This is a genomic window from Mediterraneibacter sp. 210702-DFI.5.30 (genome assembly GCF_020560115.1).
Taxonomy (GTDB): Bacteria; Bacillota; Clostridia; order Lachnospirales; family Lachnospiraceae; genus Mediterraneibacter; species Mediterraneibacter faecis.
The window spans coordinates 1-18430 of sequence record NZ_JAJCME010000002.1 but is presented as its reverse complement, the minus strand read 5'-3'; the positions used below and the strand labels follow the sequence as shown (position 1 = coordinate 18430).

Below are 18430 nucleotides of genomic sequence, written 5' to 3'. Positions count from 1 at the left end.
AAAATGAAGAAGAATGGGAAGTTCTTATTTGAAAAAGGAAAAAATAGTGATATACTAAATCATATTAATTGTTCAGAACTAAGGCGTTTTGTGTCTAAAATGCATTTGTCGGATATGCCATACTGACGAAATACGAAGCATTTTGGAAGTTGGATCTGAACAGAACACAGGATGAATGAAGGGGGAAGATGATATGGCAGGCACTCGGGAATATGAAGATCTGAATAAAAATCTGGAGATAGTGGACGGGCATGCAGTAAAAGCACCAGAGGATTATCAGGATCCGGAGGAGTTATATCAGGCCTTAATAGCTCGTGTGCGTAAGTATCATCCTTCTGCAGATATTACGATGATCGAGAAGGCCTATCAGATAGGCAAAGAAGCGCATAAGAATCAGTTCCGTAAATCCGGAGAACCTTATATCATCCATCCACTCTGGGTGGCAATCATACTTGCAGATCTCGAGATGGACAAAGAAACGATCGTGGCTGGAATGCTTCATGACGTGGTAGAAGATACGACAATGACACTCGATGAGATCTCAGCAGAGTTTGGTGAAGAGGTGGCACTTCTTGTAGACGGCGTTACCAAGCTGGGACAGTTGAACTATTCCAAGGACAAGCTGGAGGCCCAGGCAGAGAACCTGAGAAAGATGTTCCTTGCGATGGCGAAGGATATCCGTGTTATTATCGTGAAACTGGCAGACCGTCTGCACAACATGCGTACGATGGAGTTTATGACACCGGCCAAGCAGAAAGAAAAATCAAGAGAAACGATGGATATCTACGCTCCAATCGCCCAGCGTCTCGGTATTTCAAAGATCAAGACAGAACTCGATGACCTTTCTCTGAAATATTATCAGCCGGAAGTTTATAATCAGCTGGTTCATGATCTGAATGCACGTAAGACGGAACGTGAAGAATTTGTGCAACAGATCGTTGCTGAAGTATCAAAGCATATGAAGAATGCTGATATTGAAGCGAAAGTATACGGACGTGTAAAACATTTCTTCAGTATTTATAAGAAGATGGTGAATCAGAACAAGACACTTGATCAGGTGTATGACCTGTTCGCTGTCCGCATTATCGTAGATTCAGTGAAAGACTGTTACGCAGCACTTGGTGTGATCCATGAGATGTATACGCCGATTCCGGGACGTTTCAAGGATTATATTGCTATGCCGAAGGCGAATATGTACCAGTCTCTGCATACAACGCTGATCGGACCTTCCGGACAGCCGTTCGAGATCCAGATTCGTACAGAAGAGATGCATAAGACAGCGGAATATGGTATCGCAGCACACTGGAAATATAAAGAGACAGGCGGAAGCAACACGAAAGGACTGAACACACAGGAAGAGAAGTTGAACTGGCTGCGTCAGATCCTGGAATGGCAGAGAGACATGTCTGATAACCGTGAGTTCTTAAGCCTGCTGAAAGGTGACCTGGATCTGTTCCAGGAAGATGTATATTGCTTCACACCGAACGGGGATGTGAAGAACCTTCCGAATGGCTCCACACCGGTTGACTTCGCCTATGCGATCCACAGTGCAGTTGGCAATAAGATGGTTGGCGCCAGAGTGAATGGCAAGCTTGTGAACATTGATTATAAGATTCAGAACGGAGACCGAATCGAGATCCTTACATCTCAGAATTCCAAGGGACCGAGCCGTGACTGGCTGAATATCGTCAAGAGCACACAGGCAAAGAGCAAGATTAATTCATGGTTTAAGAAGGAATACAAAGAAGATAATATTATCCGCGGAAAGGATCTGATCAGTGCCTACTGTAAGAGCAAGGGCATCAATCTGCCGGATATCATCAAACCGAAGTATCAGCAGATCGTTCAGAAAAAGTACGGATTCCGTGACTGGGATGCAGTACTTGCAGCAATCGGACACGGTGGACTGAAAGAAGGTCAGGTTGTGAACCGCCTGCTGGAAGAGTACGAGAAAGAGCATAAGAAAGAGATCACGGATGAGAATATTTTGGAGAAGATCTCAGAAGCGAATAAACAGAGAGTACACATTGCCAAATCAAAGAGCGGAATCGTAGTTAAGGGAATCAATGATATGGCAGTACGCTTCTCAAAGTGCTGTAATCCGGTGCCGGGAGATGAGATTGTCGGTTTTGTAACAAGAGGGCGCGGAATGTCGATCCACAGAACAGATTGTATCAATATCATCAATCTTTCTGATGTGGAGAGATCCCGTCTGATCACAGCAGAATGGGAGGATAATGATCTCGAAGAAGGCGGTCAGTATCTTGCAGAACTGAAGATATTTGCAGACGACAGAAGAGGACTTCTGCTGGATGTATCAAAGGTATTTACTGAAGAGAAGATTGACGTGAAGTCCATGAATACCCGGACGAGCAAGAAGGGTACGGCGACAATGGAGATGGGATTTGTTGTACACGGAAGAGAAGAATTGAACCGTGTGATCGGAAAGCTCAGACAGATTGAAAATGTAATTGATATTGAGAGAACAACAGGCTGATGGAGGAAAACGAATGAAGGTTGAAAGTATTGTACTTGGGTCTATTGGAACGAATTGCTATATTGTAACCAATGAAGAGACGAAGGAATGTTTTGCAGTGGATATGGCAGAATGTCCGCAGGAATATGTCAATTATATCAAAAACAATGGACTAGAAATGAAAGCATTGTTTCTGACACACGGGCATTTCGACCACATCATGGGAATCGATGATTTCCTCAAAGCCTTTCCTGTGCCTGTTTACGCAGGCGAAGACGAACTTCCGGTGATCGAGGATGACCGCCTGAATGTTTCTTGTATGTACGGACCGAAATACGCATTCCACGGAGCACAGCCTGTAAGAGACGGTCAGGTGATCGAATGCGCAGGAATTGAAGTTGATGTACTTCATACACCGGGACATACCGTAGGAGGATGCTGCTATTACCTACCAAAAGAACATAGATTGTTTAGTGGAGATACGCTGTTCTGTGCTTCCATCGGAAGAACAGACCTACCGACAGGAAGCAGCAGCCAGCTGGTCCGCTCTGTACAGGAGAAGATCATGATACTTCCGGATGATACAAAGATCTATCCGGGACATATGGAAGAGACATCAGTTCAGTTTGAGAAGGAGCATAATCCATTCATATGATAAAGATAGAAAGTAAGAAGAACAAATTTACTTATAACGTATACCATGTCACAAAAGCATTTTATCCAAAAGAGGATATCGTGCAGACAGTAGATGAGAAGCAAGAACCACTGGTGAAGATACATTTGCCGGAAGGGACTTGCTTTTCCCTTGCACCGGAAGAATGCGTGCAGACAGAAGATGTGCAGGAAGAGAAACGCGATGTAACGAAGAAAGTCTATCAGTTTCTCTCAAAGCAGACAGGACAGGAACTTGCCTGGGGAATGCTGACAGGAGTCCGTCCGACAAAGCTTGTAATGCAGAAAATCGAGCAGGGAATGACAAAAGAAGAAATCTTTGGATTTCTAAAAGAACAATATTGTGTTGGCGATAAAAAAGCACAGATTGCGTATGAGATTGCATGCCGTGAAAAGGCACTTCTTGATCAGTTGGACTGCAAGAATGGCTATAGCCTGTATGCAGGAATTCCATTCTGTCCAAGCATCTGCTCCTACTGCTCATTCAGCTCTTCACCAATCGCTGAGTGGAAAGATCAGGTCGATCGTTACCTTGACGCAATGATCAAAGAATTGAAGGCTACGGCAAAGCTGATGCAGGGAAAGACGCTGGATACCGTATATATCGGCGGCGGAACACCGACAACACTCGAGGCAGACCAGCTTGACCGTTTGCTTGGAACGATCCGGGAGAATTTTGACCTGGAGCATGTGCTTGAGTTTACAGTTGAAGCCGGAAGACCGGACAGTATCACACGAGAAAAGCTCGAAGTGATTCGCAAATATCCTGTAACCCGCATCTCTGTCAACCCACAGACAATGCAGCAGAAGACACTGGATCTTGTCGGAAGAAAACATACGGTAGAAGATGTAGAACAAATCTTCAACCTCGCACGTGAGCTTGGATTCGATAATATCAATATGGATCTGATCGCCGGACTTCCAGGAGAAGATGCGGCAGATATGCAGGATACACTTGAGAAGATCGAGAAGCTTCACCCGGACAGCCTGACAGTACACGCACTCGCGATCAAACGTGCTGCGAAGTTCGGTCAGGAAGGAAGAACGATGGATCCGGGGACTGAGATCACACAGATGGTCGAGGCGGCAGCAGCGTCAGCAGAACGCATGGGACTTGTGCCATATTACCTGTATCGCCAGAAGAACATTGCCGGAAACTTCGAGAATGTTGGATATGCAGAGCAGGACAAGGCTGGGGTGTATAACATTTTGATCATGGAAGAGAAACAGGCCATCCTTGCTTGTGGGGCCGGAGCATCCACCAAACGTGTATGGAATCTACCGGATGGTTATCATATCGAAAGATGCGAGAATGTCAAGGATATCAAGCAATATATCGCTAGAATTGATGAGATGATTGAACGAAAAAAAGCACTTTTTGAGAAGGATTGAAAATGAAAAATATCTCCCTAAAAAGGCTGGTACATTATTTGTACATTAAATTAGTTCAAAAATCTGTGAAAATCAGTGCTAAATAATACCCAATTTACTATATGACGTACAAGAAAACCTAATAACCTTACCTTGAAAGACGAATTCATTATGTTAAATGAGTTCGTCTTTTTTTCTGTTATTGTTTAAAACTTGCGAAAGGAGGAGGAAAAATGACATGTACAGCGTTAGGAGGAAACAGCAGATGTTAAAGATACGATTAATGGGAACGAAAAGTGATATTAGATGGTTTCAAAATTTTTTGCAGATTGATTCTGACATAGAGGTATTAGAATTATCAGATATCTATCCGAATAAAGGAACAGATAGATATTATAGATCATATGCAGAAGTAGAAAGAAAAGATGGCAACGCAGGCCGCCCAACAGAGAATGGAAAAAGCAATCGGAAAAACAATACCGAAAAAGCAAATAAAGGCACCAGCTCCACCGATCAAAGCAAAGTATCCTATCATGGATTGGAAGAATCTTCCGTATGCATCAAAATTAGATGGAGATCAGATGAATGAAATCTTGTTGGGGTTGGAAGAAGGACTGACTGATGAGCAGGTGAAGTCTTATTTTAAGTTGCCAGCAGATCAAATGAAGCAGTATCGAAGAGAACAGCTAGAGAAAGAATAAAAGAATCTAAAGCGGAAAGGAGTTTGTCAATTCTTTCCGCTTTAGATCTATTAGTGAATCGCTTTTATTATTAATCTTCTTTTAAGCTAATGTAACGGTACACAGTGGATTCAGAAAGTTCTAATTGTTTGGCAATTTCTGAGATAGCACCTTTCATACGCGGGATTCCTTGGTTTGTAAGTTCCCAAACGATTTCCATTTTTTCCTGTCTGGTCATGCGTTCAGGCGGAATATTAGAGTCAGCAATCGTTTTAGAAATAATAGATTCTGCAAAAGAAACAATTGGAACATCTAGATTTTCTTCTACCATAGTGGTAGATCCAGTAATAGTTTCTCCCATTGTCATGGAAACTCCCATTGGTAAACAACCGACAAATTGCTGAGCCGCTTTCATGAAATTTGTGATAATGGTAGTATCTGTATTTAAACAAAGCATGCCAATTAGTTCACCATTATTTTTTATATAAAAAGTAGAAGCGATGAAATCCTTTCCTCTCGCTTTTGCAGTGTAATTTACCAAATAGTCTTGTGTCGTATACGCTTGATTGTTTGTGACTTGGAATGCAAAGTCTGTAAGCGAACTTCCAATGGTTCGTCCAGAGTGGAATCCGTTTTGAATTGCAATAACAGAATGTTCTGGATTAGACACATCATGTAGCACAATTTCGGTGTTTTCACCTAATATTTCACTAAAAAAATTGACAATAGGGACGAAAATGGAAAGAATCTCTTTGTTAGTCATTATGAATACTTCCTTTACTGTTTTTATAATTTTAATATACATGTTATACAAAAATAAGTCAATAAAATTGTAATAATAGTAAAAAATTATTTTTTTGATAAGAAATTATTGTAAACAAAAACGTAGGGGTGTAAGATGTGATTAACAGAAAAAAATAAGGGAGGTGAACCTAATATGAAGGAAAAAATTGAATCAATGAAAGCTCCAGCAGCAATTGGACCATATTCACAGGCAGTGAATAACGGTGGATTGGTATTTGTATCAGGACAGTTACCAATCGATTGTGAAACTGGTGAATTTGTATCTGATGACGTATCAGATCAGACACGTCAATCGCTCGAGAATATTAAGTCAATTTTAGCCGAAGTTGGATACGATATGGATCGGATTTTAAAAACAACTGTATACCTTCAAGATATGAACGATTTTTCGGCAATGAATCAGGTTTATGAGACATATTTTACAGCCCCATATCCTGCTCGAGCAGCATTTCAAGTTGCAAAGCTTCCGAAAGGTGCAAAGGTAGAGATTGAAGCAGTTGCAATGTGAGTGTTTACGAAAACGAGTAAACTAAAGGAAAGATGAGAAGAGGTGCATCTTATGGATGAAAACAAAAAATTAGAGTTTCGTGGTAGTAGTTTTATGGCATTAGTTCCATTTGCAATCTTTATTGTTATTACAATTGCATTATCATTCTTTAATGCGGCTGATACAAACATGATGATCGGCGCAGGTGTTATCGGTTTGTTAGTCGGAATGTTTTTCGCAAAGAATCTTAATGATTATTGGGACACTATATTGGAAGGTTTAGGTTCAAAAGTTGCAATGACAGCAGTAATGTTGTGGTTAGTTGTAGGAATTTATGGAAATATTTTGAACCGTGGACAGATTGTAGAAGGTTTGGTTTGGTTAAGTGTAAAAATTCATGTTAGTGGAGCAGCATTTACAGTTGCAGCATTTATCTTTGCGGCAGTATTTGCAATGGCAACAGGTTCTGGTTTCGGAACAATTTCTACAATGAGTTTTATTCTTTATCCAGCAGGTATTTTGTTAGGATCAAATCCGGCAGTATTGGCAGGTGCAATTCTTTCAGGAGCAGCAGTTGGAGATAATATTGCTCCAGTTTCAGATACAGCAATTATCGCTTCTTCCAGTCAGGAATATCAGAATAGAGAAGGAGTTGCTGATATCGGAAGTACAGTAAAAACAAGAGCAAAATTTGTTGTTATCGCAGGTGTTATTTCCATTATTTTATTCTTTATTTTTGGTGGTGCAGGTGAAGCAACAGATGCAGAACAGGCAGAAATGCTATTAGCTCAGTATCAGAATCCGAAAGGACTGTTACTTTTAATTCCGACAATTTTGGTTATTGCGTTAGCAATCAAAGGCATTAATATTTTTGCAGCATTAGGAACAGGAATCATTACAGCATCCGTAATTGGTCTTGCAGCAGGATTATTCCCAGCTTCAGCGTTATTCTCAATGAAAGACGGTGTGATTTCAGGAGCAATTCCTGAAGGTGTTGCAGGAATGACAACAGTAAGTATCGTATTGATTTTGGTTGTTGCTATGGGAAATATGCTTGTTAAAAGTGGCTGTATGGAAGCAATCGTTGATTGGATGAATAATACGATAATCAAGACTCCTAGAGGCGCAGAAGTAGCTATTTGGGTATTAGCAACAATTTTTGGTATTTTGATTGCAGCGATTAACACAATTGCAAATATTTGTGTGGCACCATTTGTTAATGCAGTAGGTAAGAAGAATAATCTTCATCCATATAGACGTACAGATATTCTTGCAACAACAATTTGTTCCTTCCCATTCTTCCTTCCATTCGGAGGATGTGTACTGTTATTGTTAGGTGGAATTTCTTCTATGATGGATACATACCCATTCCTTCCTAAATTAGGTGGAGCTGATATGATGTTTACAACATTTTATAGTTGGGCAATTTGGATTGTAATGCTTATTGCATGTTTGACAGGATGGGGACGAGCTTTTGAAGGCGAGAATGGAGAATATATCCCTGCAAAAGAAATGAAAAAGAATAAGTAATAGACATACTAAATAAGAAGCAAGTAAATAAGGAGGTTTTTACTATGCATGAATTGTCACAGATGATTAAAGACGATATGAAGCCAGCATTAGGCGTAACGGAACCGGGCGCAATTGCATTTGCAGTAGCAAAGGCAAGAAGTTTCACGAAGGGTGATATTAAGAAAGTTAATGTTGCAATGAATAGTGGAATGTACAAAAATGCATTTACTTGTGGAATCCCAAACAGTAATGAAGTAGGTAATGTATTTGCAGCTGCATTAGGTGTAGTAGCAGGAAATGCAGACAAGGGATTGGAGTCTCTTGCAGATGTTACACCTGAAGATAATGTAAAAGCGCAGGAAATGATTGATCAGGGCAAGATTACAGTTGAACTGAGTGGCATTACAAGTCGTATTTTTATTGAAGCTACAGTGGAGACAGAAGAAGATAAGGCAATCGTAACAATTCGTGACTCTCATACTAATATCACAAAAATTATAGTGAACGATAAAGTCGAACTGGAAACAGAGGATGAGAAAAAGACAGAAGAAGATGGCGGTGAAGAAGAATCTCATTCTATTCATAAATATACTTTACAACAATTATACGATTATGTAACAACAGTAGATATTGAAGAAATTCGTTTTATTAACGAAGCATACAAAGTAAACCTGGAATTGTTCCATGAAGGTTTGGAAAATCCAAGAACAACATTTGCAAGACAGTTGTTAGCTATTAATAATGGAAAAGAAGTTTCTGACGATGAGCAGAAAACAGCATCTTTGATGTGTAATGCAGCAATTGAGGCACGAGTTATTGGTTTGGATAAACCTGCTATGAGTATTACAGGTTCTGGAGCACATGGAATTATCGCTACAATGCCATTATATGCAGCGTATAAAGTAAATGGATACACAGAAGAACAGTTGCTTCGTGCAACAGCCTTGAGTTATCTTGTATGTATGTACATAAAAGAGTATTCAGGACGATTATCAGCATTCTGTGGCTGTGCTATCGCTGCAGGTTCTGGTATGGCATGTGCACTGGTTTATTTACGCGGTGGAACAGTCGAAATGATGGCTCATACATTGAATAACATGGCAAGTAGTATTACAGGTATGATTTGTGATGGCGGAAACCAGGGATGTACAATGAAGGGAGTTGCAGCGGTAGATGCAGCGTATAAATCAGTTGAATTTGCAATGAATGGTATTTATATTTCAGAAGTGCATGGAATTAATGGAAATACACCGGAAGAGACTATGCGAAATATGGGACTGATTGCTTCACCTGGAATGGTTGGCACAGAGAAAACAATTATTGAGATTTTTGAAGACAAGCTGAAAAAGTAATATTTTTTAATTTTTAATCCCAAAAAGAGGCGGATATCAATGGAACAACCCAGAGATATTCGCCTCTTTGGAAATATTATAACATTACATTATTTTTTACAATAATATCATATATTGTTTTTGGATTATAGTGTTCTGAAATCGTTGTAAGAAATTTATGATATTGTTTCGAAGTCATTTTTTTATTTGATTAATAAGATCACCTTTCATCATTTCTAAGTTAGTCATAAAGTTCCCCTTTTATCTATACGATGATTCTTGTAATCATTGTACATACAGACATTGAATAGATATGACTCTACTATACTTAACTTCAAATTACAAAGCAAGATTTTAAAGAAAATGCAATAAAGTGTTCATTTTCTTTAAAATTTGGAATGTGCAATACTAAAATAACAGCTGTACACATGTTTTTTAGCAGACTTATTATATATAGCATAATTAAAGCAGAAAATGTAATAAGTAGTATAGCAGCGTGTCGGACAGTTATATTATCAAGAGATAACTTCCATAAATATTTCTCCAAGAACTGGTGAACTTCCTTATCTGTAGCAATCCAAGTATTATCATGGGAACTATCAGTGTTCTTCCTTTCATGGATATGTAATTTGCCATTGAAAATCTTATATTCTCTTTTGTAAGCCCCACCTTTGTTACTATTATAGGTGGTGTTTATAATAAATCCATCATTCGAGTCAAGAAGTATTTGACAGTTGTTTTTTGTCAATTTAATTAATCTAAGTTTATCAAAAGTATCCATTTTCACCTATCAGAAATCATATTTTTTAGGATCTAGTCCGGAAGCTATAAGCAGCTTCTTTCGTTCTTCAGGATCCATAAATTCTAATTCAGTAGGATTCAGTCCGGATAATTCAAATTCAGTTTTTGTAGTATTTTGATCTTTCATATTATTAGGTCACCCACGTTAATATTAGATATCCATTGTAACATAATTGTGCTAGAAGATGGAAGAATAGTTTGACGGAGAGAGTTGTTTTTGTTAGGAGAAAAATACTAATAGGGATTTTTACAGAGATTATAAGTATATATGTAAAGATGTTGATAAAGAAATAAGTTGTGAGTTGGAATTGATAAGAAGAGCAGATGTTTTTTTAGACCATATTTCGTAGAGTAAACAACTCTACGAAATTTTTGAAAAAAGCCTTATAAATCAAGGACTGTTAGAATGTTGACCATAATTTTGACGGTAAATAAATTGTATGGAGTTTTGAAATTTAGATAGATTTATCTGTTTTTGAATTGTTTTCTCTAGATATCATTGACTGAAAATTGACCAGATATTTGACGGTAAATAATTAAAAGTTTCTTTGAGAAATGAAAATAAATCAACGAAAATGATTTTTTATTATTGTACAAATGTTAAAGTAATGTATAAAACAACGGATTTGAAGAATATTCGGGATTATATTGCTGAGGATAATGAAGAATATGCTGCAAAGACGATAAAAGAGATTTATGGTAAATTTGAAAATCTTCAGATGTTTCCGGGAATGGGGGCGGATCTCTCTAAACGGGTCAGCTTTCGGACAGACTATAAATATGCGATATGGGAAGATTATGTGTTTATTTACAAGGTCGGTAGCGAATATGTAGAGATTTATCGTGTGGTGAACCGATATCAGGATATTACAAGAATTTTTGATTGATAAATCAAGTGAAGGTTACAGGTAGCAGGACCGTATAATCTTAATGCGTTAAAGCAAATGATGTTGGGAGAGAATGGCTTAGAAGTTTAGTATTCATTTTCTGAAAAGAGAGGTCTGCGTACTATTTTGTGCACCGGCCTCTTGCCATTCTACCCTATATTTGTGGAAATAGCAATCCAAAAGGCAATCCAAGGAAGAAGCATTGTTTCAATTAGAACAAAAATAAACAGAATCAAAAATAGTTGACATTTCGTATTACGAAAGTATAATAGAATAGGTGAGAGAAAGGAGAAAGCCTATGGCTAAGATGGGACGTCCGAAGTCAGACGTGATCAAAGATAAAATTGTGACAATCCGAATGTCTGCGGAGGAACATCAGAAACTTAGGGACTATTCTGAGAAGCATCAACAGACGATAACGGAAACCCTTAAAGAAGGAGTTGACTTATTATATAAGACTCGTGATTAAGGTATATTTTTAGTTGAAGAACATTACGAAATCAAGAGATTATAGTAATGAAAAGATAGAACGAAAAGGAGAAGTGCTATGGCATTAAAGAAAAAACCGGTAACAGGAATGAAAGATATTCTTCCTGCAGAGATGGAGATCAGAGATTATGTGATCGGTCTGATCAAAGAGACATATAGAAGCTTTGGATTCTCATCCATTGAGACTCCATGTGTAGAGCATATCGAGAACCTGTGCAGTAAGCAGGGGGGAGATAATGAGAAGCTGATCTTCAAGATCTTAAAGCGTGGAGAGAAGCTGAAACTTGCAGAGGCGAAGGAAGAAGCTGATCTTGTAGACGGAGGACTTCGTTATGACCTGACACTTCCGCTGTCCAGATATTATGCAAATCATTCTAATGAACTTCCGGCACCGTTTAAAGCACTTCAGATGGGAAGTGTATGGCGTGCCGACCGTCCGCAGAGAGGACGTTACCGTCAGTTTATGCAGTGTGATATCGATATTCTTGGCGAGCCGTCTAACCTTGCTGAGATCGAGCTGATCCTTGCTACAACATCTCTGCTTGGAAAACTGGATTTCAATAACTTTACAATCCGTATCAATGACCGCCGTTTTCTGAAGGCAATGGCAGCTTACAGTGGATTTGAAGAGAAAGATTATGACAGCGTATTCATTACACTGGATAAGATGGACAAGATCGGTCTTGATGGTGTTGCAGCAGAGATGAAGGAAAATGGATATGCAGAGGAATCTGTTGAGAAATATCTTCAGCTCTTCAAGGAGATTACAGGAGATGTAGAAGGTGTGCGCGCATGTAAGGAGAAACTTCAGGGATTCCTTCCGGAAGATGCGGCAGACTCTCTTGAAATGATCATCACAAGCGTAGAAAGTGCGAAGGAAGCTGATTTCCGTATGCTGTTTGACCCGACACTGGTACGTGGAATGTCTTATTATACAGGAACTATTTTTGAGATTTCTATGGATGAGTTCGGCGGTTCTGTCGGTGGTGGCGGACGTTATGACAAGATGATCGGTAAGTTTACAGGACAGGATACACCGGCAGTTGGATTCTCTATCGGATTTGAACGTATTGTCATGCTTCTGATGGAGCGTGGATACAAAGTTCCGACAAGCAAAGAGAAAAAGGCATTCTTGATCGAGAAGAATATGCCGAAGGAAGGCATGCTCAAGGTTCTTGATCTTGCGAAGAAGGAGCGTGCAGCAGGCCGTCAGGTAATGATCATGAACATGAAGAAGAACAAGAAGTTCCAGAAGGAGCAGCTTGCAGAACAGGGATACACAGATATTACAGAGTGCTACAGAGATTCTGTTGATAACATATAGGAAAAAAGGAAAGGAAGTAAATAACCATGGCTGAATCAATGCAGGGGCTTAAGAGAACACACCGTTGTGGTGAACTTTCAGTAGCCAATGTTGGGGAAACTGTAACTATCATGGGATGGGTACAGAAGAATAGAAATAAAGGAGGACTTGTATTTACAGACGTAAGAGATCGTTCTGGAATTATACAGGTTGTATGTGAAGAAGGCACTACAGATGCAGCAATCATTGAAAAAGCAGCATCTTTACGTGCAGAGTATGTAGTTGCTGTTGTCGGAAAGGTTGAGAGACGTTCCGGCGCAGTGAATGATAAGATCGCAACAGGTGAGATCGAGGTGATCCCTAGTGAACTTCGTGTACTTTCTGAGTCACAGACACCTCCGTTCCCAATTGAAGAAAACTCAAAGACAAAGGAAGACATCCGTCTGAAATATCGTTACCTTGACCTTAGAAGACCGGATCTGCAGAGAAATCTTCGTATGAAGAGTCAGGTTATGACACTGACACGTCAGTTCTTCTCAGATGAAGGATTCCTTGAAGTAGAGACTCCAATGCTTGGAAAGACAACTCCGGAAGGCGCGAGAGATTATCTTGTGCCAAGCCGTATTCATCCGGGATCTTTCTACGGACTTCCACAGTCTCCGCAGCTTTATAAACAGCTTCTGATGTGTTCAGGCGTAGACCGTTACATCCAGATTGCAAGATGTTTCCGTGATGAGGATCTTCGTGCGGACAGACAGCCGGAATTCACACAGATCGATATGGAGCTTTCTTTCGTTGACGTAGATGATGTTATCGAAGTAAATGAAAAGTATCTTAAGAAACTTTTCAAAGAGGTTCTTGATGTAGATGTACAGCTTCCAATCCAGAGAATGACATGGCAGGAAGCAATGAACCGTTATGGCTCTGATAAACCGGATCTTCGTTTCGGAATGGAACTGAAAGATGTATCTGATGTAGTGAAAGACTGCGGATTTGCAGTATTTACAGGCGCACTTGAGAATGGCGGAAGCGTTCGTGGTATCAATGCCAAAGGACAGGGAAGCATGCCGAGAAAGAAGATCGACAAGCTGACAGCATTTGTTAAAGATTACGGCGCTAAGGGACTGGCTTATGTTGCACTCCAGGAAGATGGAACAGTGAAGTCTTCATTTGCAAAATTCATGACAGACGAGCAGATGGATGCACTTGTAAAGGCAATGGATGGAGAGCCGGGAGATCTGCTTCTCTTTGCAGCTGACAAGAATAAAGTGGTATGGGATTCTCTTGGAGCACTCCGTGTTGAGCTTGCAAAACAGCTTGAGCTTCTTGATAAGAATGAGTATCGTTTTGTATGGATCACAGAATTCCCGCTGCTTGAGTGGAGCGAGGAGCAGAATCGTTTCGTTGCGATGCACCACCCATTTACAATGCCGATGGAAGAAGATATCCAGTATATCGAGTCTGATCCGGGAAGAGTTCGTGCGAAAGCATACGATATCGTTCTGAACGGAAATGAGATTGGTGGCGGTAGTGTCAGAATCTTCCAGGATGATATCCAGGAAATGATGTTCAAGGCACTTGGCTTTACAAAAGAGCAGGCTTACGGCCAGTTCGGATTCCTTCTGGATGCGTTTAAATACGGAGTTCCGCCGCACGCAGGACTTGCTTACGGTCTTGACCGTCTTGTTATGCTTATGGCAAAACAGGACAGCATCCGTGACGTAATTGCATTCCCGAAGATCAAAGATGCATCATGTCTGATGACAGAGGCTCCGACACCGGCTTCCGAGAAGCAGCTGGAAGAGCTTAGCCTTGCTGTGGAGGCACAGGAAGAAACAACCGAAGAATAGATGGTGATATTTCAGCAGGAAAAGCTATAAGCATAGCTTTTCCTGCTGTTTTTAGGTGTGTTTTGATTTGATTTTTCTGACAATATCAAAAGAAATTTAAAATATAATAAAATTTCTCTTGACAAATAGAAAGTGAACGACTACAATAAGACACATCAAAAGCAAAAACCGATGAGAAAGAGAAGTAGGTTTTAGAAGAGATCACAGAGAGCAGCAGGTGGTGGGATTGCTGTATGGATTCTGATTCTGAATGGACTTTCGAGGGCGGCCTGAAATGAAAAGAGTAGGAACCGCCGGGAACCGAACCCGTTATCAATCAGGAGCGTATGTTAGTACGTGAGAAAGTGGACGAACGTCAATTTGAGTGGTACCGCGATAATAATGAATTTTATTACCGTCTCAAGCAATAAGCTTGAGGCGGTTTTTTTGTATATCAGGAAAGTTGATTTATAAAAAGAAATCCACAGTTTATTGACAAGAATCCCAAATCGGCTCCTTTGCTTTTGCAGAAATATTAAAAAGAAAAAAGGAGACAACAATTATGAAAAAGAGAGTATTAGCAGTTATTTTAGGAGCAGTAATGACAATGAGCCTTGCAGCATGTGGATCATCCGATGCAGGAAAGACATCTTCCAACGACAGCGAGAAGAGCTACACAATCGGTATTTCCCAGTTCGCAGAGCATGGTTCTCTTGATAATTGCCGTGAGGGATTTTTAGAAGGACTGAAAGAAGAAGGAATCGAGGAAGGCAAGAACCTGACAGTAGAAGTGAAGAATGCAGCAGCAGATCAGGGAACAGCAAAACAGATCAGTGATGGATTTGTTTCAGACAAAGTGGATCTTGTATGTGCAATCGCAACACCGAGTGCGCAGGCTGCTTATAATTCAGCAATGAACTCCGACATTCCGGTTGTATACACAGCAGTTACAGACCCGGTTGCAGCAAAGCTTGCGAAAGAGGATGGAACATCTGCAGGAAATGTAACAGGAACAAGTGATGAACTTCCAATCAAAGCACAGCTCGAGATGATCCGTGAGATGCTTCCGGATGCAAAGAATATCGGAATCCTTTACACAACAAGTGAAGCAAACTCTGTATCCGCTCTTGCAAAATATAAAGAGCTTGCCGGAGACTATGGATTCACGATCGTTGACAAAGGAATCGCACAGACAGCTGATATCTCTCTTGCAACAGATGAACTGCTGACAGAGGTTGACTGCCTGACAAATCTTACAGACAACACAGTAGTTGCATCCCTTGCAACAATCCTTGATAAAGCAAACAAGCAGAACATTCCGGTATTCGGAAGTGAGATCGAGCAGGTGAAAATCGGATGTCTGGCAGCAGAAGGACTTGATTATGTAGCACTTGGAAAACAGACAGGTAAGATGGCAGCAGAGATTCTGAAAGGTGAGAAGAAAGCATCTGAGATGAACTTTGAAACAATCACGGAACCAGGTTTCTATGTAAATGAAAAAGTTGCTGAAAACCTTGGAGTTACAGTTCCGCAGGATCTTGCAGATGAAGCGGTAGAGAGCTTTACAGAGATTACAAAATAGTATTGAAACAGAGAGGTTAACACATTATGGGGATTTATATTACGATTTTAGAACAGGGACTGATCTACGGAATCCTGGCGCTTGGGGTATACATCACTTATAAGATCCTGGATTTCCCGGATTTGACAGTAGATGGAAGCTTTCCACTTGGAGCCGCACTGACAGCGACGATGATCACAAGAGGCGTTCATCCAATCCTGACACTGCCGGCATCATTCCTGATCGGTGTGCTTGCCGGAGTCTGCACAGGTCTGATTCATGTAAAATTCAAGGTAAGAGATCTCTTATCCGGAATTATCATGATGACAGCACTGTGGACGATCAACTTAAGACTGGCAGGAACAGCAAATGTCCCAATCTTTGGAGATGACAGTATCTTTGATAATGCATCCGTAAACGGAATCTTTCATGATGGCCTTTCAAATTACAAAGTACTTGTGATCGTGCTTGTGATCGCAGTGATCAGTAAAGTATTATTAGACCTTTATATGAAGACAAAATCAGGTTTTCTGCTCCGCGCAGTAGGAGATAATGACGTATTGGTCACATCTCTTGCAAAAGATCAGGGCAATGTGAAAATCTTAGGACTTGCGATTGCAAACGGACTTGTTGCTCTTTCGGGAAGTATCTTCTGTCAGGAGCAGCGCGTATTTGAAATTTCAAGTGGAACCGGTGCAATCGTAATCGGTTTGGCAAGTGTTATTATCGGAACAAGCTTATTTAAAAATGTATCCTTTATGAAAGCAACAACAGCAGTGCTGATCGGATCTGTGATCTATAAAGCCTGTGTCGCAGCAGCGTTGAAGTTCTTTGAACCACAGGACATGAAACTGATCACAGCGGTATTATTCCTTGTGATCCTGGTGATCGGTGGAGAACGCAGAAAGAAGGTGAAGAAGAATGCTCGAGCTTAGAAATATTGAAAAATATTACAATCCGGGGACCATCAATGAGATGTGCCTGTTTGACAAATTCAATCTGACCGTAGACAAAGGAGAATTCGTCTCTGTAGTCGGAAGTAATGGTTCGGGTAAGACTTCTATGCTGAACATCCTCTGTGGAAGTATTCCGGTAGACGGTGGACAGATCCTGATGAACGGAGAAGATATTACAACAAAGAAAGAATTCAAGAGAAATCAGAAGATTGGACGTGTTTATCAGAATCCGGCAATGGGAACATGCCCGACAATGACGATTCTTGAAAATATGTCTCTTGCAGACAATAAAGGAAAATTCTTTGGCCTCAGTTCCGGAATCAATAAGGCGCGTAAAGAATATTATCGTGAGATTTTAAGCCAGCTTGGACTTGGACTTGAGAATAAAATGGATGTGAAAGTAGGATCTCTTTCCGGCGGACAGCGTCAGGCAATCGCCCTTCTGATGTCTACGATGACGCCGATTGATTTCCTGATCCTTGATGAGCATACAGCGGCTCTGGATCCGAAAACAGCAGAGCTGATTATGAAATTGACAGGAAAGATCGTAGAAGAGAAAAAGCTTACAACGATCATGGTTACACATAATCTTCGCTACGCGGTGGAATACGGAAATCGCCTGCTGATGATGCATCAGGGTGGAGTTGTGATGGATCTCAAAGGAAAAGAAAAAGAAGAACTTCAGGTAGAAGATATCTTGAGCAAGTTCAATGAGATCAGTATAGAGTGTGGAAATTAAATACTCAAAAATACAAAGAAAGGATTGATAGCTGTCACTTAGACAACTGCCAATCCTTTTTTAAAGCTTTTTATTCGTCCCATCCTTCGTAGAATCGGATATTTACGGAAATATTTCTTACAATCTCATCTTCAGCAAGTTCAATATCTTCCAGATCAGATACATGTGGGAAGATTGGATCCTCTTCTTCTAATTCAACAGTGATCCATGTTCTTGCAGCTTCATTTGCATTGTCGATCGCGTCGTCCAAAGTTTCACCGGATGCCTCGCAGCATTCGAGATCCGGGAAATGTGCGTCATAGCCTCCATCTTCCTTCTTACGGAATACGGCTGGATATATAAATTTCATTTCATAATTCCTCCTGGTTTCTAAAACATAATCTGTTACTTAGTATAGTTGATAAAAAATAAAATGGCAAGAGGGGAACGTTTTAGATATGAAAAAAGCACTTAAATCTTTAAAGATCTAAGTGCTTCAGAGCGACAGACGGGGTTCGAACCCGCGACCCCAACCTTGGCAAGGTTGTACTCT

Annotated in this window: 18 protein-coding genes and 1 other annotated feature; of the genes, 14 read left to right on the top strand and 4 right to left on the bottom strand. The window is 40.3% G+C overall.

Going from position 1 to position 18430, the window contains the following annotated elements:
• Positions 1–193 precede the first annotated feature (193 nt).
• From LI126_RS02030 to LI126_RS02015, 4 genes are all read left to right on the top strand, one after another.
• Positions 194–2497 (top strand): RelA/SpoT family protein, encoded by a 2304-nt coding sequence (locus tag LI126_RS02030; RefSeq protein ID WP_055167171.1) that lies wholly within the window; start codon positions 194–196, stop codon positions 2495–2497.
• 13 nt (positions 2498–2510) lie between these two features.
• Entirely contained in the window at positions 2511–3131 is a 621-nt protein-coding gene (locus LI126_RS02025; protein ID WP_117570025.1) for an MBL fold metallo-hydrolase, read from the top strand.
• Positions 3128–4540 carry a coproporphyrinogen dehydrogenase HemZ gene (hemZ, locus tag LI126_RS02020; RefSeq protein ID WP_227164733.1) on the top strand — a complete coding sequence of 471 codons (1413 nt, stop codon included), beginning with the start codon at positions 3128–3130 and terminating at the stop codon, positions 4538–4540. Before LI126_RS02025 ends, hemZ begins: the two co-directional genes overlap by 4 nt.
• Before the next feature lie 404 nt (positions 4541–4944).
• Positions 4945–5220, top strand: a complete 276-nt coding sequence (locus LI126_RS02015) for a hypothetical protein (protein ID WP_227164838.1) — start codon at positions 4945–4947, stop codon at positions 5218–5220.
• A gap of 70 nt (positions 5221–5290) precedes the next feature.
• Here the strand turns inward: LI126_RS02015 and LI126_RS02010 are convergent, their stop codons facing one another.
• Complete coding sequence (locus LI126_RS02010; RefSeq protein WP_055157309.1) at positions 5291–5962, bottom strand: helix-turn-helix transcriptional regulator; 672 nt, start codon at positions 5960–5962, stop codon at positions 5291–5293.
• Between the two features lie 174 nt (positions 5963–6136).
• Here LI126_RS02010 and LI126_RS02005 point away from each other — a divergent pair, with 174 nt between their 5' ends.
• Genes LI126_RS02005 through LI126_RS01995 form a run of 3 tightly spaced genes read left to right on the top strand, consistent with a single transcriptional unit; the run spans position 6137 to position 9354 of the window.
• Positions 6137–6511, top strand: coding sequence for a RidA family protein (locus tag LI126_RS02005; RefSeq protein WP_055157307.1), 375 nt, complete (start codon positions 6137–6139; stop codon positions 6509–6511).
• Positions 6512–6562: 51 nt separating this feature from the next.
• Positions 6563–8020 (top strand): Na+/H+ antiporter NhaC family protein, encoded by a 1458-nt coding sequence (locus LI126_RS02000; protein WP_227164732.1) that lies wholly within the window; start codon positions 6563–6565, stop codon positions 8018–8020.
• Positions 8021–8064: 44 nt separating this feature from the next.
• Complete coding sequence (locus LI126_RS01995; protein ID WP_227164731.1) at positions 8065–9354, top strand: L-cysteine desulfidase family protein; 1290 nt, start codon at positions 8065–8067, stop codon at positions 9352–9354.
• A gap of 313 nt (positions 9355–9667) precedes the next feature.
• Here the strand turns inward: LI126_RS01995 and LI126_RS01990 are convergent, their stop codons facing one another.
• A complete protein-coding gene (locus LI126_RS01990) occupies positions 9668–10114 on the bottom strand; it encodes a hypothetical protein (RefSeq protein ID WP_227164730.1) in 447 nt (148 codons plus the stop codon).
• 9 nt (positions 10115–10123) lie between these two features.
• Positions 10124–10261 carry a hypothetical protein gene (locus tag LI126_RS01985; RefSeq protein WP_181968185.1) on the bottom strand — a complete coding sequence of 46 codons (138 nt, stop codon included), beginning with the start codon at positions 10259–10261 and terminating at the stop codon, positions 10124–10126.
• Positions 10262–10742: 481 nt separating this feature from the next.
• Here LI126_RS01985 and LI126_RS01980 point away from each other — a divergent pair, with 481 nt between their 5' ends.
• The 7 genes from LI126_RS01980 (at position 10743) to LI126_RS01950 (ending at position 17898) form a co-directional block, all read left to right on the top strand.
• Positions 10743–11021, top strand: coding sequence for a type II toxin-antitoxin system RelE/ParE family toxin (locus LI126_RS01980; protein ID WP_117499155.1), 279 nt, complete (start codon positions 10743–10745; stop codon positions 11019–11021).
• A 298-nt stretch (positions 11022–11319) separates the two neighbouring features.
• Complete coding sequence (locus LI126_RS01975) at positions 11320–11490, top strand: hypothetical protein (protein WP_020436816.1); 171 nt, start codon at positions 11320–11322, stop codon at positions 11488–11490.
• 78 nt (positions 11491–11568) lie between these two features.
• Positions 11569–12834 (top strand): histidine--tRNA ligase, encoded by a 1266-nt coding sequence (gene hisS, locus LI126_RS01970; RefSeq protein ID WP_227164729.1) that lies wholly within the window; start codon positions 11569–11571, stop codon positions 12832–12834.
• A 26-nt stretch (positions 12835–12860) separates the two neighbouring features.
• Positions 12861–14663: an aspartate--tRNA ligase gene (aspS, locus tag LI126_RS01965; RefSeq protein ID WP_227164728.1), complete on the top strand. Its 1803-nt coding sequence runs from the start codon at positions 12861–12863 to the stop codon at positions 14661–14663.
• Between the two features lie 162 nt (positions 14664–14825).
• Positions 14826–15068, top strand: a binding site (T-box leader).
• A 136-nt stretch (positions 15069–15204) separates the two neighbouring features.
• Complete coding sequence (locus tag LI126_RS01960; RefSeq protein WP_227164727.1) at positions 15205–16224, top strand: ABC transporter substrate-binding protein; 1020 nt, start codon at positions 15205–15207, stop codon at positions 16222–16224.
• Between the two features lie 26 nt (positions 16225–16250).
• Positions 16251–17138, top strand: a complete 888-nt coding sequence (locus tag LI126_RS01955; RefSeq protein WP_055147474.1) for an ABC transporter permease — start codon at positions 16251–16253, stop codon at positions 17136–17138.
• The gene (locus tag LI126_RS01950; RefSeq protein ID WP_055147471.1) at positions 17125–17898 is read left to right on the top strand and encodes an ABC transporter ATP-binding protein; all 774 of its coding nucleotides are present in this window, start codon (positions 17125–17127) and stop codon (positions 17896–17898) included. Before LI126_RS01955 ends, LI126_RS01950 begins: the two co-directional genes overlap by 14 nt.
• A 70-nt stretch (positions 17899–17968) precedes the next feature.
• Here LI126_RS01950 and LI126_RS01945 read toward each other — a convergent pair whose 3' ends face one another.
• On the bottom strand, positions 17969–18247 hold the full coding sequence (locus tag LI126_RS01945; protein WP_015529464.1) for a type II toxin-antitoxin system HicB family antitoxin: 279 nt from the start codon (positions 18245–18247) through the stop codon (positions 17969–17971).
• Positions 18248–18430: the final 183 nt, after the last annotated feature.

What these genes read in the sequence shown, in the direction of transcription:
- LI126_RS01960 (WP_227164727.1), top strand. Translation starts at nt 15,205, where the DNA reads ATGAAAAAGAGAGTATTAGCAGTTATTTTAGGAGCAGTAATGACAATG.
- LI126_RS02015 (WP_227164838.1), top strand. Translation starts at nt 4,945, where the DNA reads ATGGCAACGCAGGCCGCCCAACAGAGAATGGAAAAAGCAATCGGAAAA.
- LI126_RS01995 (WP_227164731.1), top strand. Translation starts at nt 8,065, where the DNA reads ATGCATGAATTGTCACAGATGATTAAAGACGATATGAAGCCAGCATTA.
- LI126_RS02025 (WP_117570025.1), top strand. Translation starts at nt 2,511, where the DNA reads ATGAAGGTTGAAAGTATTGTACTTGGGTCTATTGGAACGAATTGCTAT.
- LI126_RS01945 (WP_015529464.1), bottom strand. Translation starts at nt 18,247, where the DNA reads ATGAAATTTATATATCCAGCCGTATTCCGTAAGAAGGAAGATGGAGGC.
- LI126_RS02000 (WP_227164732.1), top strand. Translation starts at nt 6,563, where the DNA reads ATGGATGAAAACAAAAAATTAGAGTTTCGTGGTAGTAGTTTTATGGCA.
- LI126_RS01955 (WP_055147474.1), top strand. Translation starts at nt 16,251, where the DNA reads ATGGGGATTTATATTACGATTTTAGAACAGGGACTGATCTACGGAATC.
- aspS (WP_227164728.1), top strand. Translation starts at nt 12,861, where the DNA reads ATGGCTGAATCAATGCAGGGGCTTAAGAGAACACACCGTTGTGGTGAA.
- LI126_RS01985 (WP_181968185.1), bottom strand. Translation starts at nt 10,261, where the DNA reads ATGAAAGATCAAAATACTACAAAAACTGAATTTGAATTATCCGGACTG.
- LI126_RS01980 (WP_117499155.1), top strand. Translation starts at nt 10,743, where the DNA reads ATGTATAAAACAACGGATTTGAAGAATATTCGGGATTATATTGCTGAG.
- LI126_RS02010 (WP_055157309.1), bottom strand. Translation starts at nt 5,962, where the DNA reads ATGACTAACAAAGAGATTCTTTCCATTTTCGTCCCTATTGTCAATTTT.
- LI126_RS01990 (WP_227164730.1), bottom strand. Translation starts at nt 10,114, where the DNA reads ATGGATACTTTTGATAAACTTAGATTAATTAAATTGACAAAAAACAAC.
- LI126_RS02005 (WP_055157307.1), top strand. Translation starts at nt 6,137, where the DNA reads ATGAAGGAAAAAATTGAATCAATGAAAGCTCCAGCAGCAATTGGACCA.
- hemZ (WP_227164733.1), top strand. Translation starts at nt 3,128, where the DNA reads ATGATAAAGATAGAAAGTAAGAAGAACAAATTTACTTATAACGTATAC.
- LI126_RS01975 (WP_020436816.1), top strand. Translation starts at nt 11,320, where the DNA reads ATGGCTAAGATGGGACGTCCGAAGTCAGACGTGATCAAAGATAAAATT.
- hisS (WP_227164729.1), top strand. Translation starts at nt 11,569, where the DNA reads ATGGCATTAAAGAAAAAACCGGTAACAGGAATGAAAGATATTCTTCCT.
- LI126_RS01950 (WP_055147471.1), top strand. Translation starts at nt 17,125, where the DNA reads ATGCTCGAGCTTAGAAATATTGAAAAATATTACAATCCGGGGACCATC.
- LI126_RS02030 (WP_055167171.1), top strand. Translation starts at nt 194, where the DNA reads ATGGCAGGCACTCGGGAATATGAAGATCTGAATAAAAATCTGGAGATA.